At 73.1% G+C, this 25793-nt stretch carries 23 protein-coding genes; 15 read left to right on the plus strand and 8 right to left on the minus strand.

The genetic code is table 11. The annotated features are described in order from the left end of the window. Position 1 precedes the first annotated feature (1 nt). The 5 genes from OG580_RS03630 to OG580_RS03650 all read left to right on the plus strand — a co-directional run bounded on the left by OG580_RS03630 (position 2) and on the right by OG580_RS03650 (position 4502). Entirely contained in the window at positions 2 to 217 is a 216-nt protein-coding gene (locus tag OG580_RS03630) for an MbtH family protein (protein ID WP_123467710.1), read from the plus strand. Between the two features lie 10 nt (positions 218 to 227). Continuing rightward, positions 228 to 1475 carry a cytochrome P450 gene (locus OG580_RS03635; protein ID WP_267042175.1) on the plus strand — a complete coding sequence of 416 codons (1248 nt, stop codon included), beginning with the start codon at positions 228 to 230 and terminating at the stop codon, positions 1473 to 1475. 30 nt (positions 1476 to 1505) lie between these two features. Further along, the gene (locus OG580_RS03640; protein WP_267042176.1) at positions 1506 to 2267 is read left to right on the plus strand and encodes an SRPBCC domain-containing protein; all 762 of its coding nucleotides are present in this window, start codon (positions 1506 to 1508) and stop codon (positions 2265 to 2267) included. Further along, positions 2267 to 2467, plus strand: coding sequence for a hypothetical protein (locus tag OG580_RS03645; RefSeq protein WP_267042177.1), 201 nt, complete (start codon positions 2267 to 2269; stop codon positions 2465 to 2467). Before OG580_RS03640 ends, OG580_RS03645 begins: the two co-directional genes overlap by 1 nt. Positions 2468 to 3134: 667 nt before the next feature. Further along, positions 3135 to 4502 carry an MFS transporter gene (locus OG580_RS03650; protein ID WP_267042178.1) on the plus strand — a complete coding sequence of 456 codons (1368 nt, stop codon included), beginning with the start codon at positions 3135 to 3137 and terminating at the stop codon, positions 4500 to 4502. 76 nt (positions 4503 to 4578) lie between these two features. On the opposite strand, the gene OG580_RS03655 is transcribed toward OG580_RS03650, so the two are convergent. The 6 genes from OG580_RS03655 to OG580_RS03680 all read right to left on the minus strand — a co-directional run bounded on the left by OG580_RS03655 (position 4579) and on the right by OG580_RS03680 (position 11364). After that, positions 4579 to 6483 (minus strand): GAF domain-containing protein, encoded by a 1905-nt coding sequence (locus OG580_RS03655; RefSeq protein ID WP_267042179.1) that lies wholly within the window; start codon positions 6481 to 6483, stop codon positions 4579 to 4581. Between the two features lie 80 nt (positions 6484 to 6563). Next, positions 6564 to 7457 (minus strand): 3-hydroxybutyrate dehydrogenase, encoded by an 894-nt coding sequence (locus tag OG580_RS03660; RefSeq protein WP_267042180.1) that lies wholly within the window; start codon positions 7455 to 7457, stop codon positions 6564 to 6566. Between the two features lie 55 nt (positions 7458 to 7512). Beyond that, entirely contained in the window at positions 7513 to 7995 is a 483-nt protein-coding gene (locus OG580_RS03665) for an NUDIX domain-containing protein (protein ID WP_267042181.1), read from the minus strand. A 99-nt stretch (positions 7996 to 8094) separates the two neighbouring features. Continuing rightward, positions 8095 to 9696 (minus strand): apolipoprotein N-acyltransferase, encoded by a 1602-nt coding sequence (gene lnt, locus OG580_RS03670; protein ID WP_267042182.1) that lies wholly within the window; start codon positions 9694 to 9696, stop codon positions 8095 to 8097. A gap of 181 nt (positions 9697 to 9877) precedes the next feature. Then, positions 9878 to 10507: a hypothetical protein gene (locus OG580_RS03675; RefSeq protein WP_267042183.1), complete on the minus strand. Its 630-nt coding sequence runs from the start codon at positions 10505 to 10507 to the stop codon at positions 9878 to 9880. A 62-nt stretch (positions 10508 to 10569) separates the two neighbouring features. Continuing rightward, positions 10570 to 11364 carry a glutamate racemase gene (locus OG580_RS03680; protein ID WP_267042184.1) on the minus strand — a complete coding sequence of 265 codons (795 nt, stop codon included), beginning with the start codon at positions 11362 to 11364 and terminating at the stop codon, positions 10570 to 10572. A gap of 58 nt (positions 11365 to 11422) precedes the next feature. On the opposite strand from OG580_RS03680, the gene OG580_RS03685 reads away from it, so the two are divergent. The 7 genes from OG580_RS03685 to OG580_RS03715 all read left to right on the plus strand — a co-directional run bounded on the left by OG580_RS03685 (position 11423) and on the right by OG580_RS03715 (position 20202). Continuing rightward, a complete protein-coding gene (locus OG580_RS03685) occupies positions 11423 to 12616 on the plus strand; it encodes a glycosyltransferase (RefSeq protein WP_267042185.1) in 1194 nt (397 codons plus the stop codon). Positions 12617 to 12731: 115 nt separating this feature from the next. Continuing rightward, positions 12732 to 14054 carry a GDSL-type esterase/lipase family protein gene (locus OG580_RS03690; RefSeq protein ID WP_267042186.1) on the plus strand — a complete coding sequence of 441 codons (1323 nt, stop codon included), beginning with the start codon at positions 12732 to 12734 and terminating at the stop codon, positions 14052 to 14054. A gap of 90 nt (positions 14055 to 14144) precedes the next feature. Further along, positions 14145 to 15062, plus strand: a complete 918-nt coding sequence (gene bla / locus OG580_RS03695) for a class A beta-lactamase (RefSeq protein WP_267042187.1) — start codon at positions 14145 to 14147, stop codon at positions 15060 to 15062. A 464-nt stretch (positions 15063 to 15526) separates the two neighbouring features. Then, positions 15527 to 16027 carry a DUF6643 family protein gene (locus tag OG580_RS03700; RefSeq protein WP_267042188.1) on the plus strand — a complete coding sequence of 167 codons (501 nt, stop codon included), beginning with the start codon at positions 15527 to 15529 and terminating at the stop codon, positions 16025 to 16027. Positions 16028 to 16082: 55 nt separating this feature from the next. After that, positions 16083 to 16907: an MOSC domain-containing protein gene (locus OG580_RS03705; protein WP_267042189.1), complete on the plus strand. Its 825-nt coding sequence runs from the start codon at positions 16083 to 16085 to the stop codon at positions 16905 to 16907. Between the two features lie 102 nt (positions 16908 to 17009). Continuing rightward, the gene (locus OG580_RS03710; protein WP_267042190.1) at positions 17010 to 17618 is read left to right on the plus strand and encodes a hypothetical protein; all 609 of its coding nucleotides are present in this window, start codon (positions 17010 to 17012) and stop codon (positions 17616 to 17618) included. A 172-nt stretch (positions 17619 to 17790) separates the two neighbouring features. Further along, positions 17791 to 20202 carry a right-handed parallel beta-helix repeat-containing protein gene (locus tag OG580_RS03715; protein WP_267042191.1) on the plus strand — a complete coding sequence of 804 codons (2412 nt, stop codon included), beginning with the start codon at positions 17791 to 17793 and terminating at the stop codon, positions 20200 to 20202. On the opposite strand, the gene OG580_RS03720 is transcribed toward OG580_RS03715, so the two are convergent. Next, positions 20172 to 22535 carry a hypothetical protein gene (locus tag OG580_RS03720; RefSeq protein WP_267042192.1) on the minus strand — a complete coding sequence of 788 codons (2364 nt, stop codon included), beginning with the start codon at positions 22533 to 22535 and terminating at the stop codon, positions 20172 to 20174. The genes OG580_RS03715 and OG580_RS03720 overlap by 31 nt on opposite strands. Positions 22536 to 22669: 134 nt before the next feature. On the opposite strand from OG580_RS03720, the gene OG580_RS03725 reads away from it, so the two are divergent. From OG580_RS03725 to OG580_RS03735, 3 genes are all read left to right on the plus strand, one after another. Then, positions 22670 to 23497: a DeoR/GlpR family DNA-binding transcription regulator gene (locus OG580_RS03725; protein WP_267042193.1), complete on the plus strand. Its 828-nt coding sequence runs from the start codon at positions 22670 to 22672 to the stop codon at positions 23495 to 23497. Then, positions 23494 to 23934, plus strand: a complete 441-nt coding sequence (locus tag OG580_RS03730; RefSeq protein ID WP_267042194.1) for an SRPBCC family protein — start codon at positions 23494 to 23496, stop codon at positions 23932 to 23934. The genes OG580_RS03725 and OG580_RS03730 overlap by 4 nt, the downstream gene beginning before the upstream one ends. 156 nt (positions 23935 to 24090) lie before the next feature. Next, positions 24091 to 24591: an SRPBCC family protein gene (locus OG580_RS03735; RefSeq protein WP_267042195.1), complete on the plus strand. Its 501-nt coding sequence runs from the start codon at positions 24091 to 24093 to the stop codon at positions 24589 to 24591. Here the strand turns inward: OG580_RS03735 and OG580_RS03740 are convergent. After that, a complete protein-coding gene (locus OG580_RS03740; protein WP_267042196.1) occupies positions 24551 to 25693 on the minus strand; it encodes a PLP-dependent cysteine synthase family protein in 1143 nt (380 codons plus the stop codon). The genes OG580_RS03735 and OG580_RS03740 overlap by 41 nt on opposite strands. Between the last annotated feature and the right edge of the window lie 100 nt (positions 25694 to 25793).

The following is a 25793-nucleotide window of genomic DNA, read 5'->3' on the forward strand; positions in this document are numbered from 1 at the left end:
CATGACCAACCCCTTCGACGACCAGGACGGCACCTTCCTCGTCCTCGTCAACGACGAGAACCAGCACTCGCTCTGGCCGCAGTTCGCGGACGTCCCGGCCGGCTGGACCGTCGTCCACGGCCCCGACTCCCACGCCGCCTGCCTGGAACACGTCGAGCAGTCCTGGACCGACATGCGGCCCAAGAGCCTCGCCGACGCCATGAACGCCCAGCGGTAGCGCGGCCGACGTGACCTCCACCGAAACACTGGGCGGGGCCCGCGACACCGCGGGCCCCGCCCGGCTCGACGACCTCGCCGCGGCCCTGCTCACCCCCGGGGCCCGGCGGGACCCGTACCCGTTCTATGCCCGCATGCGACGCGAGGACCCGGTCCACCGCAGTCCCCAGGGCATCTGGTACCTCACCCGGTACGCCGATGTCGAGGCGGCGCTGAGCGACCTGCGGCTGTCCAACGACCGGGACCGAATGACCCGCTCCTACAGCGCGCTCGGCGGCGACCTCAAAGCCCTCAGCCGGCTCACCGAGCGCCTCGGCCGGGTGATGACCAACACCGACCCGCCGGACCACGCCCGGCTGCGCAAACTGGCCAACAGAGCCTTCACCGCCCGGCGGGTGGAGGCCCTGCGCGACGGCGTCCAGCGGATCGTCGACCAGCTCATCGACGAGGCGGTCGCCGCCGGAACGACCATGGACCTGATCGAGGCGGTCGCCTCTCCGCTGCCGATGTCCGTCGTCTGCGAGCTCTTCGGCATTCCGGACGCGGACCGACCGCAGGTCAAGAGCTGGTTCCGCCGCTTCGGCCGGCTCAGCGAGGACATCGACAAGTCCGAGGCGGCGATCGACCAGTACGAGGAGTACCTGTCGGGGCTCATCCGGCAGCGCAGGCGTGACCCGGGCGACGACCTGATCAGCGCCCTGGTCGCCACCCAGGCACAGGACGACCGGCTCACCGACTCCGAACTGCTGTCCACCTGCTTCGTCCTGATCACCGCCGGCGACGAGACCACCACCCACCTGATCGGCAACGGCATGCTGGCCCTGCTGCGCCACCCGGACCAACTGGCCCGGCTGCGCGCGGACCCGGACCTGATCCACAGCGCCGTCGAGGAACTGGCCCGCTACGACACGGTGACCCAGGCGATCGTCCGGGTCGTCGCACAGGACCTGGAGATCGGCGGACGGACGCTGCGGGAGGGCGAGCTGGTGTACCTGTTCCTCGGCGCGACCAACCGCGATCCCGAGCGCTTCGAGGACCCCGACCGGCTCGTCCTGTCCCGCCCCGGCAACCGGCACCTGAGCTTCGGTCACGGACCGCACTTCTGCCTCGGCGGCCCGCTGGCCAAGCTCCAGGCGGAGGTGGCCGTCGGCACGCTGGTGCGCAGGCTCCCCGAGCTGCGGCTGGCCGACGGGGCAGCGCTGGACTGGCGGGACAACCCGCTGCAGCGGCGGCTGACCGCCCTCCCGCTCGCCTACTGACACCTGAACGACGACGAAGGAGAACCGACCATGGCCCGAGAGTTCGAGGTCTGCCGGGAGCAGGACCTGCCCGTCCCACCCGACCAGGTCTGGGACGCGGTCGCCACCGGCCCCGGCAACCTCGGCTGGCTCTATCCGATGGAGATCGAGCCGCGCGTCGGCGGCAAGGTCACCCGGGGAGACGCCACCGTCGTGGCGTGGGAGCCGCCGCACCATTTCGCCGTCCGGGCGACTCAGGAGGGCGGGTTCTCCAACACGCTCAGCTACCGCATCGTGCCGGCCGACGGCGACACGAGCCACCTGCGGATGGGAATCCACTGGGTCCACACGGGGATCGTCGACGACGCCTGGAACTGGGACGCCAAGACGGACGTGGCCGAGAAGTACGTCGACTTCCACCAGCACGCCCTCGCCGAGTACCTCCGGCACTTCGCCGGCCGCCCTGCCGTCTACGTCAGGTCCCAGCGCCCCGAACCCACCGCCGACCCGGCAGACTTCGCCGCCCTGCGCCGACGTCTCGGTCTCGCCGACGACGCGGCCGTCGGCGACCGGTTCACGCTGCTCGCCCCCGGCCCGGACCCTGACCCCGTGGAGGTGGTCGTCGACTGGCTCAGCGCCGACTTCGTCGGCTTGCGAGGCCCGGACGCCCTGTACCGGTTCTTCAACGGCAGCACCTGGAACGTGCCGATCTGGCTCGGCCACCACCTGTTCGCCGAGGACACCGACGAGGAGCAGGCCACCAAGGCGTGGACCGCCTGGCTCGACGACGACACCCATGCCCAGGAGCTCTGATGGAAACCTCCACGCAGACACTGCTCTTCGCCGCCGAACTCGTCGAGGAGAACGGCACCTACTCCCTCGTCGTCCAAGACGTGAGGCGGGATACCGTCCAGTCCACCCCGGTCCCCAAAGCCATGGTCGACAAGCTCCCGGCCTTCCTCTCGGCGCTCACCGCCAAGCTCCACCCGGTACCGCCGCGCCGCCGCTGGTAACCGGTCCGGGAAGCCGGCCCGGGCGCGGGAGCGCCGGGGCCGGTTCCCCGGCGACAGGGGCAGCGCGGCGGCACCGGACGACAGTCTCACCTCGCCGGCTCGAGCCGGCGGCGTCAGCCCGAAGCGATACCGCAAGGCGGAGGCCTTGGGAGCACTCACCCGTACCCCCTCCCACGGACACAGACGACAGGTGATCGTGAAGAAATCCGTGCCCGCCTGATCCGGCGTGGAAGTCGTCCTTGGTGACACGGTAGAAATCCGCTGCCGTCGTCAGGAGACACAGCCGAACAGCATCGACGATGGCCGGTGGGCGCAGGCGCATCCATCGGAACCGGTCTGTCGCAGATGTCGGAGTTCAACGCTGCGCAGTCAGCACCAAGTCAGCACGGGAGGGGTTGGCACGGGTGCCGACACGGGCTTTCAGTCAGCACCAAACCAGCACGGGAGTCAGCACCGCACCACCAAAACGTGCCTGATCGGTGCAACCCGGGCAGCTCCTCTCCGGGCGCATCGAAGGCCTTCAACAGGGGCGCGACAGCAGGCCATGGAGGCCGGGCGCACACGACCCGCCCGAACTATGGTGTCCCACCACATACGACCCTGACCTGCGTCTTCCTACGGTGTGGCGACACCGAATCGTCCCCGCACTTGCCTGGAAGTGGTGCACATGGCCGCCGCAACACCCTCCCCGACCCCGCCCGGATCCCTGAAGAGAATCGTCGCCGCCAGCCTCATCGGCACCACCATCGAGTGGTACGACTTCTTCTTGTACGGGTCCGCCGCGGCGCTCGTGTTCAACAAGCTCTTCTTCCCCGAGTCCGACCCGCTGGTCGGCACCCTGCTGTCCTTCCTGACGTACGCCGTCGGGTTCGCCGCCCGGCCGCTCGGCGCGCTCGTGTTCGGGCACTACGGGGACCGGCTCGGGCGGAAGAAGCTGTTGGTGCTGAGCCTGCTCCTGATGGGTGGGGCGACGTTCGCCATCGGACTCCTGCCGACGCACGCGACCATCGGGTCGGCCGCTCCGGTGCTGCTGACCGTGTTGCGCCTCGTGCAGGGCTTCGCGCTCGGCGGGGAGTGGGGCGGGGCCGTGCTCCTCGTGTCCGAGCACGGGGACGCCAGGCGGCGCGGGTTCTGGGCCTCGTGGCCGCAGACCGGGGCGCCGGCCGGGCAGTTGCTCGCGACCGGTGTGCTCTCCGCGCTGACCGCGTTGCTCTCCGACGCCGCCTTCGCCTCCTGGGGCTGGCGCATTCCCTTCCTGCTCTCCGGCGTCCTCGTGATCGTCGGGCTCTGGATCCGGCTCTCCGTCGACGAGTCGCCCGTCTTCAAGGCCGCCCTCGCCGCCGCCGAGGAGCGCAAGGCGGTCGCCGGGCAGGTCGAGAAGCTTCCGCTGGTCGCGGTCCTGCGCCACCACTGGCGGGACGTGCTCATCGCGATGGGCGCCCGGATGGCCGAGAACATCTCGTATTACGTCATCACCGCGTTCATCCTCGTCTACGCGACCACCCAGGTAGGCCTCTCCAAGCAGACCGCCCTGAACGCCGTCCTCATCGGCTCCGCCGTCCACTTCGCCGTGATCCCGCTCTGGGGCGCGCTCTCCGACCGGCTCGGGCGCCGTCCGGTGTACCTGATCGGCGCGGTCGGTGTCGGCGCCTGGATGTTCCCGTTCTTCACGCTGATCGACCGGGGCACCTTCGGCAGCCTGCTGCTCGCGGTCACCGTCGGCCTGGTCCTGCACGGGGCGATGTACGCGCCGCAGGCCGCCTTCTTCTCCGAGATGTTCGCGACCCGGGTGCGCTACTCCGGTGCCTCCATCGGCGCGCAGTTCGCCTCCGTGGCCGCCGGCGCCCCGGCGCCGCTCATCGCGACCGCGCTCCTCGCCGACTACGGCAACTCGACCCCGATCGCCCTGTACGTGATCGCCGCCGCGCTGCTCACGGTCGTCGCCATCGCCTGCGCCAAGGAGACCCGCGACCGCGACCTGGGCGAGATCGTCGAGCGGACCGCCGGGTCGTCCCGGGTCGGTGCCGACGTCTGACACCTGACACCTGACACCTGACGAAGCGCCCCCGTGCCCTGCTCCTCGCGAGCGGGGCACGGGGGCGCTTCGCGTCTCACTTCCCCGTGACCGCCGCCGCGAGCGCGTGCAGTCGCAGCGCGAGCTGGATCTCCAGGGCGCGGGCCGGGGACTGCCAGTCGGGACCGAGGAGCCGGCCGACCCGTTCCAGCCGCTGGGCCACCGTGTTGACGTGGACGTGGAGTTCGTCCTTGGTACGGGCGGGACTCATCCCGCTCGCGAAGTACGCGTCCAGGGTGCGCACCAGCTCGGTGCCGCGGCGCCTGTCGTACGCGACGACCTGGCCCACGGTCCGGTCGACGAAACCGTCGACGTCCCGGCTGTCCGCGAGCAGCAGCCCCAGGAACCCGAGGTCCTCGGCCGCCGCGCCCTGGCCGGAGCGGTGCAGCAGCCGGAGCGCATCGAGGCAGCGGCGGGCCTCCTCGTACGCGACGGCCACCTGGTCCGGGCGGTCGAGCGGCGCCCGGACCGGGGCGGAGGCGCCGACGGTGACGGGCTCGCGCAGGGTCTCGCCGAGGTGGCGGGCGGTCTGCCGGGCCAGGTCGGCGGCGCTCTCCCCCGGGCCGAGGGGCAGCAGCAGGACCGTGCCGCCGTCTCGGGCGGAGGCGAGTCCGTGCCGGGTGGCGGCGAGGTGCGAGGCGGCCGCGCCGAGGCGTCGCCGGTCGGCGCTCTCCCGGCGGCCGGCGTCGGTGTCGTTGCCGGTGTCGTCCGTGGGGCCCGCCCGGTCGACGCGGGCGGCGAGCACGACGTGCGGTGCCGCGCTGTCGGTACGGAGCCGGGCGGCGCGTTCGCGCAGCAGGCGGCGGTCCCGGTCGGGGGCGTCGAGGAGGTCGTCGAGCAGTTCGCCCCGTACCCGCTGCTCGGCCTCCCCCGCCGAACGGCGGGCGAGCAGCAGCAGGGAGGTGACGAGGGCGGCCCGCTCCAGGGTGCGCTGGTCGACGGGGTCGAGGTCGGGCTGCCCGTGGAGCACGAGGGCGCCCAGGGTCTCGCCGCCGGCGGCGACGGCGGCCACCCAGTCGTCGCCCTCGCGGACGGCATGCCCCTCGGCGCGGCGGACGGAGCCGGCGTCCGCCTCAGTGAACTCGACCGCCCCGCCGAGGACTTCGGAGACCGCGTCGGCCACGTCGAGGACGCCCCCGCCGTGCAGGACGAGCTCGGAGAGCCGGTCGTGGACCTCGGAGGCACGCTCGATGACACCGCTGTGCTCGCGGATGATGTCGTTGGCCCGCTCCAGCTCCGCGAGGGCCGAGCGGGTCTCGGCGAGGAGGTTGGCCGTGTCGATGGCGACGGCGGCGTGCGCGGCGAAGGAGCCGAGCAGCGCGACCTGCTCGCGCTCGAAGACCCTGGCTCTGCGGTCGGCGGCGAAGAGGACACCGATGACCTGGCTGCCGAGGCTGAGCGGCACGCCGAGGATGGCGACGAGGCCCTCGTCCCGTACGGCCGTGTCGATCGTCCGGGTGTGCTGGAAGCGCGCGTCGTCGAAGTAGTCGTCCGTGACGTACGGGCGGGCGGTCTGGGCGACGAGCCCGCCGAGCCCCTCGCCCATGCCCAGCCTCAGCTGCTGGAAGCGCGCGGAGACGGAACCCTCGGTGACCCGCATGTACGTGTCGCCCGCGGCGGTGTCGTTGAGGCTCAGGTAGGCGACCTCGGTGCCGAGGAGCGAGCGGGCGCGCTGGACGATGGCGCGCAGCACGGCGTCGAGGTCGCGGAGTCCCGCGAGGTCGTGGGCGGTCGCGAAGAGCGCGGAGAGCTCCGCCTCGCGGCGCCGCCGCCCCTCCAGCTCGGCCCGGACCCGCAGGGCCAGCACCTTGGCCTCTTCGAGTTCGGCCAGCGCCTCGGGGCCCGCACCGCTCGCACGGGCGAGGAGCACGGGCCGGTCGTAGGCCTCCGTCGCTGCTCCCCGAGTGAGGAGTTCCAGGTAGGAGACGTGTTCGTGGGACATGGACACAGGGATACCTGCCGAACGTGTGGTCGCACCACCCCTGTGGACGGCCTTCACCGGGGCATCCACAGGGGCATCCCTCAGTGGGCGGTCCAGCCGCCGTCGAGGATGAGCGAGGTGCCGGTGATGAACGAGGCCTGCGGAGTGCAGAGATAGAGGACGGCCTCGGCGACCTCCTCCGGCTCGATGAGCCGCTTCAGTGCCGAGTCCTTGAGCAGGATCTCGGTGAGGACCCGTTCCGGGGCGATGCCGTGGGCGGCGGCCTGGTCGGCGATCTGCCGCTCGACGAGCGGGGTGCGTACGTAGCCGGGGTTGACGCAGTTGGAGGTGACCCCGTGCGACGCGCCTTCGAGCGCGGCGGTCTTCGAGAGCCCTTCCAGACCGTGTTTGGCGGCCACATAGGCGGACTTGAAGGGGGAGGCGCGCACCCCGTGGACGGAGGAGAGGTTGACGATCCGCCCCCAACCCTGGCCGTACATGTGCGGCAACGCGCCCCGGATGAGCCGGAAGGGGGCCTCCAGCATCACGGTGAGCACGGTGTGGAAGACGTCCGGCGGGAACTCCTCGATGGGGCGGACGAGCTGCAGCCCGGCGTTGTTCACGAGGATGTCGGCCCCCGCGGCGGCGCCCTCGGCGGCGTCCAGATCGGTGAGGTCGAGGAGCCGGGGCTCGACACTCCCCGGGGACCCAGCGGCGGCCCCCGCCAGCGACTCCAGCCCCTCGGCCGCCCGGTCGACGGCTCTGACCCGGGCCCCGGCGGCGGCGAGCCGCAGCGCGCAGGCCCGCCCGATGCCGCTGGCCGCGCCCGTGACGAGCGCGGTGCGGCCGGTGAGGTCGAGGGCGACGGCGCGGGGCTGGGGGGAGGCGGAGGGGGAACCGGGGCCGAAGCCGGAGTCGGAGCCGGGTCCGAAGTCGGGTCCGGGTCCTGAACCGGGTCCGGAGTCGGAGCCGAGGACGGTGATGGGGGCGCTCATGCTCCGCACCCTATGAACGGCCCACTCCCCCACCGATGTGTGCCCAACCCACAGTTCAGCTGGTTCCTGTGGTGCGGAACCATGTGGGTTCGTCGGCGAGTGCCTTCTCGATCCGGAGGTACGAGAAACGCTTCATCTCCGGCAGGTCGTCCACCTCGAACCAGCCGACCTCCGTCGACTCGTCGTCGTTGACCTTGGCCTCGCCGCCGACGGCACGGCAGCGGAAGGAGACGTCCATGTACTGGCAGGTGTCGCCGTTCGCGTAGACGACGGGCTTGCGCAGGGTCTCGACGAGCACGATCCGCTCCGGTACGCAGCGCACGGCGGTCTCCTCGTACACCTCGCGCACCGCGCACTCCGCGGGCTGCTCGCCGGGTTCGACGATGCCGCCGATGACCGCCCAGATCCCGTTGTCGGACCGTCGCCCGAGCAGGACCCGGCCCCGGTCGTCGAAGACGACGGCGCTCACACCCGGCAGGAAGAGGAGCTGGTGGCCGGCCGTCTCGCGCAGTGCGCGGATGAAGTCAGGGGTACCCATGACACCGACCCTAGATCATCGGATCATCCGAGAGCCGGGGCGGAGGCCGGGTCCCGGCCGGATCCGGGGCTTGTGTCCGGAGCCCCGGATCGCGCGACGTCACTGCTCCGCGGGCGTGCGCCGGGCTCGTACCGAGCGGTAGGCGGACCAGCCGAGGCCGGCGGCGGCGAGTGCCACGAGCAGGGCCTCGGGCAGGGTGCCCATGCGGGTCGCCGGGGTGAGCGAGGAGCGCAGCGGCACCTCCTCGACCAGCACGTCCGGGGTGAACATCTTCGTCTGCGCGACGATCTCGCCGTCGGGCCGGATGACCGCGCTGACCCCGCTGGTCACGGGCACGACCACCGACCGGCTGTGCTCGACGGCCCGCACCCGGGACATGGCGAGCTGCTGGTAGGTCATCTCGCTGCGGCCGAAGGTGGCGTTGTTGCTGGGTACGGAGATGAGCTGGGCGCCGTGGGTGACGGTGTCGCGCACGGCCCAGTCGAAGGCCGCCTCGTAGCAGGTGGCGAGGCCGACCTGGGTCCCGGCGAGGTCGAAGACGCCGATCTTCGTACCGGGGCCGAAGTCGCGGCTGACCCGGTCGACGTTGCTGTTGAAGAGCCGTACGAAGGAGCGCATCGGGATGTACTCGCCGAAGGGCTGGACGTGCCGCTTGTCGTACGTCGCGACGGGGCCCCGCTCCGGGTCCCACTCGATGAGGGTGTTGCGGAGCTTGCCGGTCTCGGGGGCGATGACCGCGCCGATCACGGTGGGGACGCCGATGGCCCGGACGGCCTCGCCGATGACGTCGGCCGCGTCGGGGTTCGCGTACGGGTCGATGTCCGAGGAGTTCTCGGGCCACAGGACGAAGTCGGGCTGCGGCTCGCGGCCCGCCTTCACGTCCTGCGCGAGCTCGCGGGTACGGGCCGCGTGGTTGTCGAGGACGGCTCGGCGCTGGGAGTTGAAGTCGAGGCCGAGGCGGGGCACGTTGCCCTGGACGGCGGCGACGGTGGCGGTGCCGTCCTCGGCCGTGTCGTCGACGAGCGGCAGCGCCGCGAGGGCGCCGGTGACCGGGAGGAGCACGGAGAGCGCGGCGACGGTGAGCGGGCCGCGCGGGACGGCGCCGGTCGCGCGGTAGGCGCGGAACTGTCGGTACGCCTCGTACAGGCCGAAGCCGCAGAGGGCGACGGCGAAGCCGAGCACGGGGGTGCCGCCGACGGCGGCGAGCGGCAGGAAGACGCCGTCCGCCTGCCCGAAGGCGATCTTGCCCCAGGGGAAGCCGCCGAAGGGCACGCGCGCGCGTGCCGCCTCGCCGAGGACCCACACCCCGGCCGCGAAGAAGGGCCACCACGGAAGCCGGGAGACCGCCGCGATGCCGAGACCGGCGGCGGCGATGAACAGCGCCTCGATCGCGGCGAGGGCGAGCCACGGTCCCGGCCCGACTTCCTCGCCGGTCCAGACGAGCAGCGGCAGCATGAAGCCGAGACCGGCCAGGTAGCCGAGGCCGAACCCGGCGCGCAGCCGACGGCCCCGCAGGGTCCAGCCGAGCAGGGCGAAGGCGGGCAGCGCGAGCCACCACAGGGGGCGCGGCGGGAAGCTCAGGAAGAGCAGGACCCCGGACAGCAGAGCGGTCCCGGGCCGCACGAACCGTCGCAGCGGGGAACCCGGCGCGGGCGTGCTCTCGGCACCGGACGCGGGAGCGGGGGTGATGGTGGCGGTCACCTTGCGGAGTCTACGGGGCGTCCCTGTCGACGATGAGGCGGGACGCCGGGATACGGAACGCATACCTCCGGTACGACGGAGGCCTGGTACGGGGCGGGCCTCGGCCCCGCAACGACCCAGGCGCCCCGCAGGGGCGGGTGGCCGCCGACTCAGGCGCCCGCAGACCCAGGCGCCCGCCGACTCAGGCGCCCGCAGGGGCGGGTGGCCCCGCAGGACTCGGCGGCACCGTCGGGGCGGGCGGTGTGGGCGAGCCCGGCGAAGCGGGCGGGTCCTGCGGGGCCAGGTGCTGGAGGCGATCGCGGATGACGCGGACCGCGGACTCGGCGTCGTCGACCGTGACCGTGAACGTACGGCCGTCACCGAGGCGCAGGACCAGACCCTCGCCGCGCCGGACGATCACGGCCGTGCCCTTCTCGGGACGCCAGCGGTAGCCCCAGCCGCCCCACTGGCGCGGGGTGACGCTCGGGGCGAAGTCGGCGCCGACGACTTGGGAGAGGGGGATGCGCCGGCGCGGCAGGCCGATGTGCCCGCAGCGGACCTCCATCGCGCGGTCGTCGACCTTGACGGCCACGTGGACGAAGGCGAGCGTGCCGAGCATGACGAGGAGTCCGGCCGCGACGCAGCCGATCACCGCCATGAGGAGGGCCGCGACGCCGGAGGTCCAGGCCGACTCGACGGCGATCGTGATGCCGAGGGCCATACAGGCGGCACCGGCGGCCGCCGCCAGCCACTGGAGGCGGTTCGTGGCGCGGCCGGTCCAGACGGCGGGCGTCCGCTCGTCGGCACGCTGGTCCCGGTGATGCTGCCTCATATCAGGAAGCGTACCCAGGATCGGCCGCCCCAGCGCGTCGGAGAGCGGTCGCCCGCTCACGCTCAGTGAGCGGGTGCGGTGGCCCCGAGGAGACGGCCTTCGGCGTAGCCGAGGGCGGCGGCGGGGAGCGGTCCGGGGCGTCCGCTGAGCAGGACGGAGAGGCCGCCGGTGGGGTCCGCGTCGGGCGCGGGCTCGGCGCCGATCCGGCGGAGCGCCTGCGCGGCGACGGCGTCGGCGGAGCCGTGGAAGACGATCGGCGGCAGCCCGGCCCGGCGGCGCGGCTCCAGGGCGGCGAGGATCCGGTCCTCGACCAGTTCGTAGTGGGTGCAGCCCAGGACGACGGCGCGGACGTCGTCCGGAGTGAGGGCGGCCGCGGCCGCGACGGCCCGGTCCACGGCTTCCCGGTCGGCGTGCTCGACGGCGTCGGCGAGTCCCGGGCAGGGCACCTCGGTGACCTCGGCGCCGTCCGCGAAGTCGCGGATGAGCCCTCGCTGGTAGGCGCTTCCGGTGGTGGCGGGGGTGGCCCAGATGGCGACCTTGCCGCCGCCCGCGGCCGCGGGCTTGATGGCGGGGACGGTGCCGATGACCGGGATACGGGGTTCGAGCGCGGCGCGCAGCGCGGGCAGCGCGTGCACGCTGGCGGTGTTGCAGGCCACGATGAGCGCTTCCGGCCCGTGCTCGGCGGCGGCGAGGGCGACCGCGAGGGCGCGCTCGGTGAGGCCTTCGGGGGTACGCGGACCCCACGGCATCCCGTCGGGGTCGTTGGAGAGGAGCAGATCCGCGTCCGGTCGCAGCCGACGCACCGCGACCGCCGCCGGGAGCAGGCCGATTCCGGAATCCATGAGCGCGATCTTCACCCGGTCACCCTAGCCGATGGGCCGTGTGTCCCCGGCGAACTGGGGCAGACTGCGGCAAATGAGCATCCTCGCCTGGAGCGCGATCGTCTCCCTGGCCGTCTGGGTCTGGCTGCTGCTCGGCCAGGGCTTCTTCTGGCGGACCGACCAGCGTCTGCCGGCGGTCGACGACGGCCGCGCCCCGCTCCCGGCGGACGGGTGGCCGCGGGTGGTCGTGGTCGTACCGGCGCGGGACGAGGCCGAGGTGCTGCCCCTGAGCCTGCCCTCGCTGCTCGCGCAGGACTATCCCGGCGAGGCCGAGGTGATCCTCGTCGACGACGGGAGCACGGACGGGACGGGCGGGCTGGCCGGTGAACTGGCCGAACGGTACGGCGGGCTGCCCCTGACCGTCACGTCGCCCGGCGAACCGGAGCCCGGCTGGACGGGGAAGCTGTGGGCGCTGCGGCACGGCATCGCCCTGGCACGCGCGCGTGAGCCGGAGTTCCTGCTCCTGACGGACGCGGACATCGCCCATGAGCCGGACAGTCTGCGGCTGCTCGTGGCGGCGGCACGGGCGAACGACCTGGATCTCGTCTCGCAGATGGCCCGGCTGCGCGTCGCGAGCCGGTGGGAGCGGCTGATCGTGCCCGCGTTCGTCTACTTCTTCGCACAGCTCTACCCCTTCCGCTGGATCAACCGCGCACGGCCCCGCGCGACGGCCGCGGCGGGCGGCTGCGTGCTGCTGCGGACGGACACGGCGGTGGCCGCGGACGTACCGGAGGCGATCCGGCACGCGGTCATCGACGACGTGTCGCTGGCGCGGGCCGTGCGGCGGGCCGGCGGGCGGATCTGGCTGGGGCTCGCGGAGCGGGTCGACAGCGTGCGCCCCTATCCGGGGCTCGGCGAGCTGTGGCGGATGGTGTCGCGGAGCACGTACGCGCAGCTGCGGCTCAATCCGCTGCTGCTCGCGGGGACGGTAGCGGGTCTGGTGGTGATCTACCTGGTGCCGCCGGTGGCCCTGATGGCGGGCGCGGTGGCCGGGGACGCGCCGGCCGCCTGGGCGGGAGGTGCGGCCTGGGCGGTGATGGCGGGGACGTACCTGCCGATGCTCCGCTACTACCGGCAGCCGCTGTGGCTCGCGCCCCTGCTCCCCTTCACCGCTCTCCTCTATCTCCTGATGACCGTGGACTCCGCCGTGCAGCACTACCGAGGCAGGGGTGCGGCATGGAAGGGCCGCACGTACGCCGGCAGTTACGTGTCCCGGAACGGGGAGTAGCGCCGTCGACCGCCGGCACCGACACCGTCCGTCCCCGCCCCCACACCCCCACCGCACCGCCCCGCACCACGTCACGAAGCGGTGCGAGCGCACTCCACACCGGAGAGGAACCACCGTGCGCAGACGATCCGTCCTCCTCGCCGCGGGAACCCTGACCGCCTCGCTGGCCACACCCTTCAGCCGGGCGTTCGTCGCGTCACCCGCCGCACCCGCACCCGCACCCGCACCCGCACCCGTACTCGACCACCGGGTCGAGCGGGACTACGACGGGCGGTCGTACACCGACCTGTCCTCCGAGCTCGGGAAGGTCCGGGGACTGTCCTCGGGCACCGTCCTGGCCACGTTCCGCACCACGAGCCGCAACCTGGCGATGACGCTGATCAGCGCCTCGGACGCGACGAAGCCCGCCACCGACGTCACGGCCCGCGTCAGCGCCGGCAGACTGCAGTTCTCCGTCCGTCACGACGGCGTCGTGAAACAGAACCACCTCACCCGCACGATGTACGACGACGGCGCACTCCACACCGTGGCCATCACCGTCACCGACACCGGAACCACCTTCCACGCCGACGGGCGTCCCGTCCTCACCGCGAGCGCCTCGCACTTCTTCGACAGCGCCCCCGGCCTCACCGCGCTCGACATCGCCCGGAACCTCGACAGCGAACACCCGGGCGGCGAAGGCTTCTACACCGGCACCATCGCGCGCGTCGCCGTCTACGACCGCGCGCTGTCCGAGCAGGAGATCGCCGCCGAGAGCGTCCGCGTGGACCTCGCCGACCTCGGCCGGATCTCCGCGATCCTCAACTCCGACACCCCGGCCGTCTGGCTGACCACGGGCGACAGCATCACCCACGGCGCCCTGTGGACCAACGGCTGGCGCAGCTACGCCGAGCACTTCCAGGAGCGGGTGCGCTGGGAGCTCGGCAAGCCGAAGAACAGCGACTTCGTCATCGACACCGGGGTCAGCGGCAGCACCACCAAGGACCTGCTCGCGAAGTTCACCGAACGGGTCTCGGTGTTCCGGCCGAAGGTCGTGTCCATCATGCTGGGGACGAACGACGCCGCCACGGCCTCCACCGGCCCCGCCGTGTACCGGGCCAACCTGCGCAGCCTCGTGAACGACGTCCGCGCGCTGCCCGGCGGGGCGATCCCCCTGCTCCAGACCCCCAACCCCGTCGACGTGAACCGGTGGCCGAACCGGGCCGCCCTCGCCGACTACGCCCGGATCATGCGCGAGGTCGCGGCGGAACTGGAGGTCGTGCTCATCGACCACCACGCCCACTGGCTGGCGAGCAACGGCGGCACCGTGCCCCTCGGCCTCCTCGCCGACGGACTGCACCCGGACCAGCGCGGCCATCTCCTCCTGGCCAAGAAGATGGTCCGAGACCTGCGTGTCTTCGACCCCGCCAGCCGAGTGTGCGGGCTGACGATCCCCTGAGCGGGCGTCGGGCCGGCCCCGCGCGGCAGAACCGGACGGGCCGTCAGGACGTGTACACGTACGACAGTGATCACTGCGGAAGGAAGCACCGTGCACTCCGACGGATCAGGACCGTCCCGCCGAACCGCGCTCGCTCTGGGCGCCGGTACGGCACTCACGACCGCGCTCGCCCTGGGCGGCGGAACCGCGCAGGCCTTACCGGAGGCGGGCGGCGTCGTCGCGCGGCTGAGGCGCCTGGAGAGGGAACACACCGCACGGCTGGGCGTGTTCGCCCGCGACCTGCGCACGGGCAGGACCGTGGCGTACCGGGCGAAGGAACGCTTCCCGATGGCCTCCGTGTTCAAGACGCTGGCCGTCGCGGCCGTCCTGCGCGACCTCGACCACGACGGCGAGTACCTCGCCCGGCGAGTCCACTACTCCCAGGCGTACGTCGACAGGTCGGGCTACTCGCCGGTCACGGGCCTGGACGAGAACGTCTCGGGCGGCATGACCGTCGCCGAACTCTGCGACGCCACCCTCCGCTTCAGCGACAACGCCGCCGGCAACCTGCTCCTCAAGGAACTGGGCGGCCCCACCGGCGTCACCCGCTTCTGCCGTTCGATCGGGGACCCCGTCACCCGACTCGACCGATGGGAGCCCGAGCTCAACTCGGCGGAGCCCTGGCGCGTCACCGACACCACCACCCCGCACGCCATCGGCCTCGACTACGCCCGCCTCGTCCTCGGCGACGCACTGGAGCCCGACGACCGCCGGCGGCTCACCGACTGGCTGCTCCGCAACACCACCAGCACCGAGAAGTTCCGCCGCGGCCTGCCCGCCGACTGGCTCCTCGCCGACAAGACCGGCTCCCCGCGCTACGGCGGCGCCAACGACGTGGGCATCACCTGGCGGCCCGACGGCACGCCGATCGTCCTCGCCGTCCTCACCACCCAGCCGGAGGAGAACGCCCCGACCGACAACCCGCTCGTGGCCACGACGGCCGCCCTGCTCGCGGAGGCGCTCGGCTGAGAAGTCCCGCGGGACGGAGGCGTCGACCCGTGTCGGGGAACCCGGAGGCTCTTCGACGCGTTGACCGCGGGAGTTCCTCGACGGGTCGACAGCGGAAGTTCCTCGACGTGTCGACCGCTCGTCCAACTCCGTTACCCGACTCCGGCGATGGTGGCGGGCTCGATCTCGCGCTCGCGGCATGATCGATCAAATCGCAGGCGATTACTTTCGGTAATACGACGATAATCCTGAGTTTCGGTCACACAAGATCGAAAGCCGTCCGCCCTGGCCAGCGCAGGCGGACGTCAGCCGTACGCCCCTCCGCCACTCCATGCAGACCGTACTGCCGTCAACAGAAAAAGCCCTGCAGTTAACACAGGCTTTATCAATGTTTCGGCAGGTCAGGCGGACAAAACCAGCGTAAATCGGATGACCCGAAGTTGGGGGCTCCCCAATCAGCACATCGTGGGCTTAACTTATGTGCCATGACCTCCCCCCGCTCCTCCTATGGAGGCGGTTACCACACCGCGCCGTCCTTCCCGGACACCCCGATCTACGACTCCCTGGTCGCGGAGCGGGGCACGCCTCAGATCGCCCCGATCCGAGTGCCCGCCGCCTACGACACCGGCAGCAGCTTCCCCGGAAGCGGTTCCTACCTGCCGGCGCTCCCCGCGGCGCTGCCCGCCCTCCCGGCGGCGCCCACCCCGTACCCCGCCCCCGCCTATGGCGGCGGGTACGGCTACCCGCAGCCCTCGCCGCAGATGGCCCCCGCACCGCTCCAGCACGCTCCCGCCCCGTACATCCCGCAGCAGCCGGTGACCCCGCGCGGTTACCCCGGCGGCCAGTACCCGCAGCAGCCCCGCCCGGCGGCCGCCGGGTACGAGGCGATGCGCCCGGCGGCTCCGCGCCCCGTACCGGCTCAGGTCCCCGCCCCGGCCCCGTATCAGGACCCGTACAACCGTCCCTACCAGGGCGGGGGCTACTGACCGGCCCAAGCGAACCCGGCCGACGGCGGTGCGGAGCGGCTGGCAGGATGACGGTATGTCGACACCCGTACTCCGCTCCGTCCACGTCCACCCGGTGAAGGCCATGCGCGCACTGTCGCGCACGGAGGCCGAGGTGCAGCCCTGGGGACTGGCGCACGACCGACGCTGGACGGTCGTGGACGCCGGAGGCAAGATCGTGACCCAGCGCCGTCACCCCCGGATGGCGCTGGCCACGGCGGAGCCCCTGCCGGGCGGCGGGGTCGCACTGTCCGCCCCCGGCCACCCGACGCTGGAGGTCGAGGTGCCGACCCCCACGACCACGATCACGGTGGAGATCTTCGACGGGTTCGTGGAGGCGGTGCCGGCGGGTACGGAGGCGGCCGCCTGGCTCTCCGCGTACCTGGAGCAGGACGTCCGGCTCGTCCACATGGACGCGCCCGAGCACCGGCGCCCGGTCGACCCGGCGTACGCGCTGCCCGGTGAGACCGTGAGCTTCGCCGACGGCTACCCGCTGCTCGCCACCACCACCGCCTCGCTCGACGCGCTGAACTCGCTCATCGCGCGCGGCGACCGCGCCCACGAGGGCCCCCTGCCCATGAACCGGTTCCGGCCGAACCTGGTGATCGAGGGGACCGACCCCTGGGCGGAGGACGACTGGACCCGCCTCACCGTCGGCGAGGTCACCTTCCGCGTCGCCCGGCCCTGCGGGCGCTGTGTCGTCACCACGACGAACCAGCTCACCGCCGAGCGCGGGAAGGAGCCGCTGCGCTCCCTCGCCCTGCACCGCAAGCGGGACGGCCGCACGATCTTCGGGCAGAACCTCGTACCCGAGCACCGTGGCACGGTCCGGGTCGGCGACCCCGTGAAGATCCTCGACTGACGACCGGACGAGCCGCGCGACCCGCCCGATCCGCCCGACAGGCGGGGAACGCTCACCCAGGGCACACTCGTTGGAGCAGTGGCGATCAACGAGGGGGCCGACATGCGCGCAGCCACAGGAGTCTGGCGCTGGCGACGCAATCCCCTGCGCCGGAGCACGGATCTCATAGAGGCGTGGGTCGCCTTCGCGGCGGCCGCGCTGCTCTGCGTCGCCGTGCCCCTGGCCGGCTGGACGGTGGGTTCGTCCACGAACGGCTCGCTCCAGCGCGCGGTGCGCGTGCAGCAGGAGCAGCGGCTGCCGACGACCGCCCGGGTGGTGCGCGCGGCCGACGAGCCCACGGGCGGAGACCGTACCGGCGCGGACACCGGGGAGGCGGGTCTGCGCCGCTCCGTGGTGGCGCGGTGGACCTCCCCGGACGGCACGGCACGTACGGGCACGGTGACCACGGCGCGGGGGCACTCCGCGCCGGGTGACACCTTCTCCTTCTGGACGGACCGGGACGGGCGCCCGACGTCCCCGCCCATGCCGGCGGGTACGGCCCGCGCCCACGCGGCCATCGCCGGTCTGATGGCGGCGCTCCTCACCGGGCTCCTCGTCGAGACCGTCCGCCGCCTCGCCGTACGCCGGCTCGTCCTGCGGCGGTACGCCCGCCTGGACCGCGCGTGGGCCTCGGCCGGTCCCGACTGGGGCCGCGCCGACACCGGCAGCTGACCCGCGTCCGCGGCGGCGATCCCCCGCACGGTCAGCGGCGACAGCCCCGTAACGGCACCGGCGACCCACCCGTACGGGTAAGCCCTCACGACCCGTCAACCGCCCGGCGCCGCGCGCGCTACGGTGGGGCATCGGATCAGCGGCGAGGCGCGAGGCGGGGCAGGGCACACCCATGGCACAGGGCACGGTCCAGGTGACGCACACCGGTACATCGCGGTGGCGGCGCCGCACGGGTGAGTACGCCTCCCTCGCCGCCGCCCTGGAGGCCGCGAACGACGGGGACGTGCTCACCGTCGCGCCCGGCACCTACCGGGAGAACCTGGTCATGCGGCGGGCCGTCACCCTGCGCGGCCCCGAGGGCGGGGTCGGCTCCGTGCGGATCGCGCCGCCGGACGGGGTGGCGCTGACCGTCCGCGCCTCCGTCACCGTCCAGGACCTGCACATCGAGGGACAGGACGTGGCCGCGCCGGCCCTGCTGATCGAGGACGGCACCCCGGAACTGCTCGACCTGCGGATCATGACCCGCTCGGCCGCCGGGATCGAGGTCCGCGGCGCCGCCCGCCCGACGGTCCGCCGCTGCACGATCGACAACCCGGCCGGTGTCGGCATCGCCGTCGTCGACGGCGCGGGCGGGGTCTTCGAGGAGTGCGAGGTGGTCTCCGCCGGGCAGGCGGGCGTATCGGTGCGCGGCGGGGCGCATCCGCGGCTTGAGCGCTGCCGGGTGCACCACTCCTCGGGCGCCGGGATCGCCGTCACCGGCGAGGGCAGCGGCCTGGAGGGCGTCGGCTGCGAGGTGTACGAGATCAAGGGCGCGGGCCTCCAGATCGCGGCCCGCGCCACCGCGCACCTCACCGACTCGTCGGTGCACCGCACCTCGGCGGACGGCATCACGCTCGACACGGACGCCGTGCTGACGCTCTCGGACTGCGACATCCACGACGTCCCGGAGAACGCGGTCGACCTGCGCTCGCGCTCGGTGCTGACCCTGACCCGGTCGACGGTCCGCCGCTTCGGCCGCAACGGCCTCTCCGTGTGGGACCCGGGGACGCGGGTGGACGCCAACCAGTGCGAGATCCACGACAGTACGGGCGACTATCCGGCGGTGTGGGTGAGCGACGGGGCCACCGCCGTCCTCGACGCCTGCCGGGTGCACGACGTGCCGGACGCGTTGTTCGTCCTCGACCGGGGCTCGCGCGTGGACGTGGTCGACAGCGACCTGTCGCAGGTGCGGAACACGGCGGTGTCGGTGAGCGACGGGGCGACGGCCCAGCTCGACGACTGCCGGATCCGGGAGGCCTCCACGGGCGCCTGGTTCCGGGACCACGGCAGCGGCGGCACCCTGGCGGGATGCACGATCGACGCCGTGCAGACCGGGGTCATCGTGACCAAGGGCGCCGACCCGACCATCGAGCGGTGCACGGTCACCTCGCCCGCCGAGGCCGGTTTCTACGTGTCGGCCGAGGGCCGCGGCTCCTTCCACGGCTGCCGGGTCACGGGCAGCGGCGGGTACGGCTTCCACGTGACGGACGGCTGCCGGACGAGTCTGCGCAAGTGCCGTACGGAACGGTGTGCGCGCGGCGGGTACGAGTTCCCGGAGGAGGGCGCGGCAGCGGAGGACTGCACCAGCGACGAGAGCGCGGTGCGCTCCTCCGTACCGGACGGCGGCACCGTCCTGACGGCCACGCAGTCGCCCGGGCTCCTCGGGACCGTCCCCGTGCCGCGCGTCCAGCCGGCCGCTCCGGCGCCGGTGGTGGCGGAGCCCGCTCCCGAGGCCCGTGCCTCGCACGACGTGCTCGGCGAACTGGACGCCCTGGTGGGCCTGGAGAGCGTCAAGCACGAGGTGCGGACCCTCACCAACATGATCGAGGTGGGACGCCGGCGTCAGGAGGCGGGGCTCAAGGCGGCCTCGGTCCGCCGCCATCTGGTCTTCACCGGCAACCCCGGCACCGGCAAGACGACCGTGGCCCGGTTGTACGGGGAGATCCTCGCCTCCCTCGGGGTGCTGGAGCGGGGACACCTGGTGGAGGTCTCCCGGGTGGACCTGGTCGGCGAGCACATCGGCTCGACCGCGATCCGCACGCAGGAGGCCTTCGACCGGGCGCGCGGCGGGGTGCTGTTCGTCGACGAGGCGTACGCGCTCTCGCCGGAGGACTCGGGGCGGGACTTCGGCCGGGAGGCGATCGACACCCTGGTGAAGCTGATGGAGGACCACCGGGACGCGGTGGTGGTGATCGTCGCCGGGTACACGGCGGAGATGGAGCGCTTCCTCACCGTCAACCCCGGTGTGGCATCGCGCTTCTCACGGACCATCAGCTTCGGCGACTACGCGCCGGACGAGCTCCTCCGGATCGTGGGACAGCAGGCCGACGAGCACGAGTACCGGCTCGCGCCGGGTACGGACGACGCGCTGCTCACGTACTTCACGAAGCTTCCCAAGGGTCCGGCCTTCGGCAACGGCCGTACGGCGCGCCAGACGTTCGAGTCGATGGTGGAGCGGCACGCGGGCAGGGTGTCCGCGCTCGCCGAGCCGACCACGGACGACCTGACCCTTCTCTATTCGGAGGACCTCCCCGAACTCCCGTGACGGTCGGCGTCGTTGGGCTCGCGCTGGTGGGGCAGGGCAGGGGGAAGCCGGTCGAGGAGGCCGGAGCGCCGGTCGGCGAAGGCCGGGTCGGCCTGGTAGTCGGAGTGGCCCAGGATCGGTTCGGGCAGCGGGTGTTCACGGGTGCGGCCGTACGCGACGGGGTCGAGCAGCACGTCCCCGTCGACGGCCGGCCGGCCGTCCTCGGCGGGCACCCGGACAGGGCCGCCGATGGGGTCGGTGGCGCGGTGGAGGTTGCTCCAGCAGTGGACCGTGCGGTGGAGGGCGCGCAGCGCCTCGGGTCCGAAGTAGGCGGGGAACCAGCGGCCGTAGAGCCGCTCCAGTGGTGAGCCGTAGGTGAGCAGCGCGACCCGGCGGCGGGTGGTGGGCGCCAGCTGCCAGACGGCGGCCGCGGCGAGGACGCTGCCCTGGGAGTGGCCGGAGATGACGAGCCGGCCGCCGGTGCGGCGGGTCCAGGAGCTCATGCGCCAGGTGAGGTCGGGGACGGCCCGTTCGGCGTAGCAGGGCGGGGCGAAGGGGTGGGCGGCGCGCGGCCAGAAGGTGCCGACGTCCCAGAGGATGCCGATGGTGCGGCGGGCCGAGGCGTCCTTGTAGGCGCGGCGGCCCCAGGTGACGAAGAGCAGGAAGCCGAAGCCGACCATCCAGGAGCCGAGGGCCTGGGCGGCCGAGGCGGCGGAGGCGAGCGCGGGGTGGGCGCCGTCGAAGGCCCGGCCGGGAACGTTTCCGCTGGCCCAGGCGCCGGCGACGGAGCCGGCCCCGAGGAGCAGGGTGGCGCCGGAGACGACGCCGACGAGGACGGGTGCCGAGTCGGTGAGCGCCGCGCGGGCCCGGCCGGCCGCGATCTGTCCCGTACGGACCGGGTCGGGTGCGTCCGTGGCGTCGTAGTCGGCCTCGACGACCGGCCGGAGCCGCCGGGCCGTGAGGAGGGTCCGTACGACGAGGAGGGCGGCGGGCGCGAGCAGCAGCAGAAGCAGGACGGGGATCACGGACGCCTGCCAGCTGAGCAGCACGGGCGGCCCGATACGGGGCCCCTGTCCGGCGGCTCCCGGCCCGTCGAGCCAGTCGGCGACGCGCTGGGCGACGCCGCCGGACATGACCCCGGCGAGCGCGCAGGCGAGCATGGCGACGGCGGGGCCGCCGAGGCCGCGCAGGGCGGTGCGCGGGTCCCTGCGGGGCCGCTGGAGGAGCAGGGCGACGACACCGAGGGCGACGACCAGGCCGCCCTGGGCGAGGGTGAGGGCCCCGAAGACGGCGTCTCCGGGGAGGGTGCCCGCGGAGACCCAGCCGGGGCGCGACCAGCCGGCGTACAGGGCGGTGAGGGCGAGCAGGGCGAGGGCGGAGCCGGGCAGCCAGGAGACGAGGGCCCGCTCGACGCGCAGGTCGAGGCGGCGCTCGCTGCGGCCGCGACGGCACACGACCCACAGCACGACGGCGCAGAGGGTGACGAGGGCCCCCTGCAGGGCGAGGCCGAACGCGGCGCGCGCGCCGGTGTCGTGGCGAGCGGTGGCGGTGCCGAGGGCCGCGGCGACGGTGAGGAACCCGGCGGCGGTGTGCGCGGCCCGGAGCCGGGCGACGAGCCGCCGCCCGTACCAGAATCCCGGGCGCCCGAGCGCGGGGCGCGGCTCCTCGTCGGCCCCGGCCTCCGGGGCGGCGGGCCGCGGCTCCGGTGCCGGGGCGTCGTGGCCGGCGGGCGGGCGCTGCGCCTCGTACGCGCTCCACGTGCGGTTGGACAGGTACCAGAGCAGGCCGACGAGCGCGGTCGGCACCAGTGCGGCGAGGGCCAGGCGGCGCCCGGGCGAGGACCACCAGCCGCCGCGGTCGGCCGCGAGGAAGCCGAGCCAGGAGGACGCGTCGGCGCAGGCGGCGGTTCCGGCGCACTGCCAGGCCGTCAGATCGAGCGCGACCTCGCAGGCCGCGGCGGTGAGGAGCACGGTGAGGGTGAGGGCGACGAGCCGGACGAGGACCCCGTACAGCCGGACGAGTCCCGGTCGGCCCACGGTCGGCGGGCGCATCCAGTGGGCCAGGTTGGCGACCATGAAGGGCAGGAGCAGCAGCCAGAGGGCGCGGGCGCCGTCGCCCGAGGTGAGGTTGGACCAGCAGTACGCCTCCGGGACCGGGCGCGCCGCGTACCGCTCGGGGTGGTCCTCGGCGTCGAGGTCCTCGGCACGCCGGTGCACGGCGGCGGTGCGGTCTCCGGTCACTCGCACGGTCCTGGGATCGTCCAGCATGTCCTGCGGGGTGGCTCCGCCGACTCCGTGGACGAGGAGTTCGAGCGCCGCGCCCCCGGTCTCCGGGGCGGGTGTGGCAGGGGACACTTAGGGGACTTCCTCTCTGAGTGGGAGGATGCGACGTCGGCATCAGGATCGCGGACGACCGTGCGACCGCGCACGGTCTCTCACCGAATCCGACACTGATCCCCTTGTCTCCTGCGGAAGGACCGGCCCCGGCGGTGACTGACAACCAGAACCTCCTCGCGGAGCAGCGGCGCGCCCTGATCCTCGACGAGGTCCGGCGGCGCGGCGGTGTACGGGTCAACGAACTGACCCGCAGGCTGAACGTCTCGGACATGACGATCCGTCGCGACCTGGACGCGCTGGCCCGCCAGGGCATGGTGGCGAAGGTGCACGGCGGCGCCGTACCGGTGGTCGAGGCGAGCACCCACGAGCCGGGCTTCGAGGCCAAGTCGGTGCTCGAACCGAGCGCGAAGGACGAGATCGCGCGGACGGCCGCGGCGCTCGTCGCGCCGGGCACGGCCATCGCCCTGTCCGGCGGGACGACGACCTACGCGCTGGCCCGCCACCTGCTCGACGTACCGGACCTGACGGTCGTGACCAACTCGGTACGGGTCGCGGACGTGTTCCACGAGGCGCAGCCCGCGGAAGGCGGGGGCGAGGTGCGGCGCGGGGCGGCGACGGTCGTCCTGACGGGCGGGGTACGCACCCCGTCCGCGGCACTGGTGGGGCCGGTGGCGGACCGGGCGATCCGCTCGCTCCACTTCGACCTGCTCTTCCTCGGGGTGCACGGCATCTCCGTGGAGGCCGGCCTGTCGACGCCGAACCTCGCGGAGGCGGAGACCAACCGATGCCTCATGCGGTCGGCGCGCCGGGTGGTGGTGGTCGCCGACCACACCAAGTGGGGGACCACGGGCCTGAGTTCCTTCGCGGAACTGTCCGAGGTGGACACCTGGGTGACGGACCGCGGGCTGGGCGAGGGGATCCGGAGCGAGGTGGCGGAGCACCTGCCGGGGCTCCTGGTGGCGGGCGAGGAGCCGGCGTGACCCTGTTCCGGGTCGAGCGGACCGTTCCGCTGGCGCCTGAGGAGGCGTGGCTGCGGCTGACGGACTGGCCTGCGCACGGCTGCCAGGTGCCGCTGACCCGGACGAGGGTCCTGACGCCGGGCCCGGCCCGGGCCGGGACACGGTTCACGGCACGGACCGGGATCGGCAGGCTGGCCTTCGACGACCCGATGGAGGTCGTGCGCTGGGAGCCGCCGGGAGCGGGGCGGCCCGGCGGCCTGTGCGAGCTGGAGAAGTCCGGCCGGGTCGTGCGGGGTTGGGCGATCATCGAGGTGGCGGAGGCCGCGGGCGGCGGCTGCCGGGTGGCGTGGACGGAGGAACTCGCGGTACGGGGTCTCCCCCGCGTCTTCGACCCGGTCCTCGCGCGGGCGGGACAGGCCCTGTTCGGCCGGGCCGTGGACAGGCTGCTGCACGTCTAGGGGGTGTCTTGCCGATCAGACCGGGCTCGCGGGGCCGGGAGGCCGACCGGGGGACGTGGAAGCCGGGCGGGAGGGCCCGACCGCTTTTGCCCTCTGTGCTGTTGACATCGCGTCAGCTAGGGTTCACTTCCGCGTCCGTCCTGGGAGGTTCGGTCCATGGCACGCCGACTGAGGCCGGTGGAGCTCGACTTCACCGCATCCGCGCCCGTCCGTCTGACCTTCTCCGCGACACTCGCCGCACCACCCCAGGCCGTCTACCGGTCGGTGGCCGTGGAGGTGGGGAGCCTGCCCGCCTGGTTCACCCCCGTCGTCTCCGCCGTCCCCACGGGCGACGGGGCGGGCCGGACCATTCGGCTGCGGGGCGGAATCCGCTTCGAGGAGACGATCCTCGCCTCCGAGCCCGACGTCCGCTACGCCTACCGGGTGGACTCGACGAACGCCCCCGGCGTGACGGCCATGGCGGAGGAGTGGTTCCTCTCCCCCGCCGGGAAGGGCACGCACCTGCGGTGGATCATGGCCGTCGACGGGCCCGCGCCGCTCCGGACCGTGCTGCTCCTCGCCCGGCCGGGCGTGGGGCTGTCCTTCCGGGACGCGGCGCGGCGCCTGGACCGGCGGCTCACACCGGCCAGACCCCCGTCGCCAGGAACCGCTCGATAGCGGCGCTGTACGGGGCGATGTCGAGGCCCTGGGCGGCCAGCCAGTCGTCGGAGTAGTACTTGTCGAGGTAGCGGTCGCCCGGGTCGCAGATCAGGGTCACGACGCTGCCGGTGCGCTCCTGCTGGACCATCTCGGCCACGATCTTGAAGGCGCTCCAGAGGCCGGTGCCGGTGGAGCCGCCCGCCTTGCGCCCTATGGCGGTCTCCAGCGCGCGGACGGCGGCGACGCTCGCCGCGTCGGGGACCTTCATCATACGGTCGATCGCCCCGGGCACGAAGCTCGGCTCCATACGGGGGCGGCCGATGCCCTCGATGCGCGAGCCGCAGTCGGCGGTCGCGTCCGGGTCGCCGTGGGTCCAACCGTCGAAGAAGCAGGAGTTCTCCGGGTCGGCGACGCAGATCCGGGTGTCGTGCTGCATGTAGTGGACGTAGCGGGCGATGGTCGCCGAGGTGCCGCCGGTGCCCGCGGTGGCCACGATCCAGGCGGGCTCCGGGTAGCGCTCCAGCTTGAGCTGCTGGAACATCGATTCGGCGATGTTGTTGTTGCCGCGCCAGTCGGTGGCCCGCTCCGCGTAGGTGAACTGGTCCATGTAGTGGCCGCCGGTGCGCGCGGCGAGGGCCGCGGACTCCTCGTACATCGTGCGTGAGTCGTCGACGAAGTGACACTCCCCGCCGTGGAACTCGATGAGCCGGCACTTCTCGGGGCTGGTCGTGCGCGGCATGACGGCGATGAAGGGGACACCGACGAGCTTCGCGAAGTACGCCTCGGAGACGGCCGTCGAGCCGCTGGAGGCCTCGATGACGGGCTTGCCCGGCCGGATCCAGCCGTTGCAGAGCCCGTAGAGGAAGAGGGAGCGGGCGAGGCGGTGCTTGAGGCTGCCGGTGGGGTGGGTCGACTCGTCCTTGAGGTAGAGGTCGATGCCCCACTTCTCGGGGAGCGGGAAGCGCAGCAGGTGGGTGTCGGCGGAGCGGTTGGAGTCGGCCTGGACCTTGCGGACGGCCTCCTTCAGCCAGGCCCGGTACGCCGGGTCGCTGCGGTCGACGTCGACGGTCGCCGCGCTGGCCACCGGTGCGGTGGCCGTGCTGTTCTCCGTGGTGCTCATCCGTCCCACTCCTTGCTCACTGCCACTGGTCCCCACCGCCGACAATACCCCTCCGACCTGGGCAAACGTTCCCTTTGACGTCCCATAGGCCTCCCTTTGG

It is taken from the genome of Streptomyces sp. NBC_00094, from assembly GCF_026343125.1.
Lineage (GTDB): Bacteria > Actinomycetota > Actinomycetes > Streptomycetales > Streptomycetaceae > Streptomyces.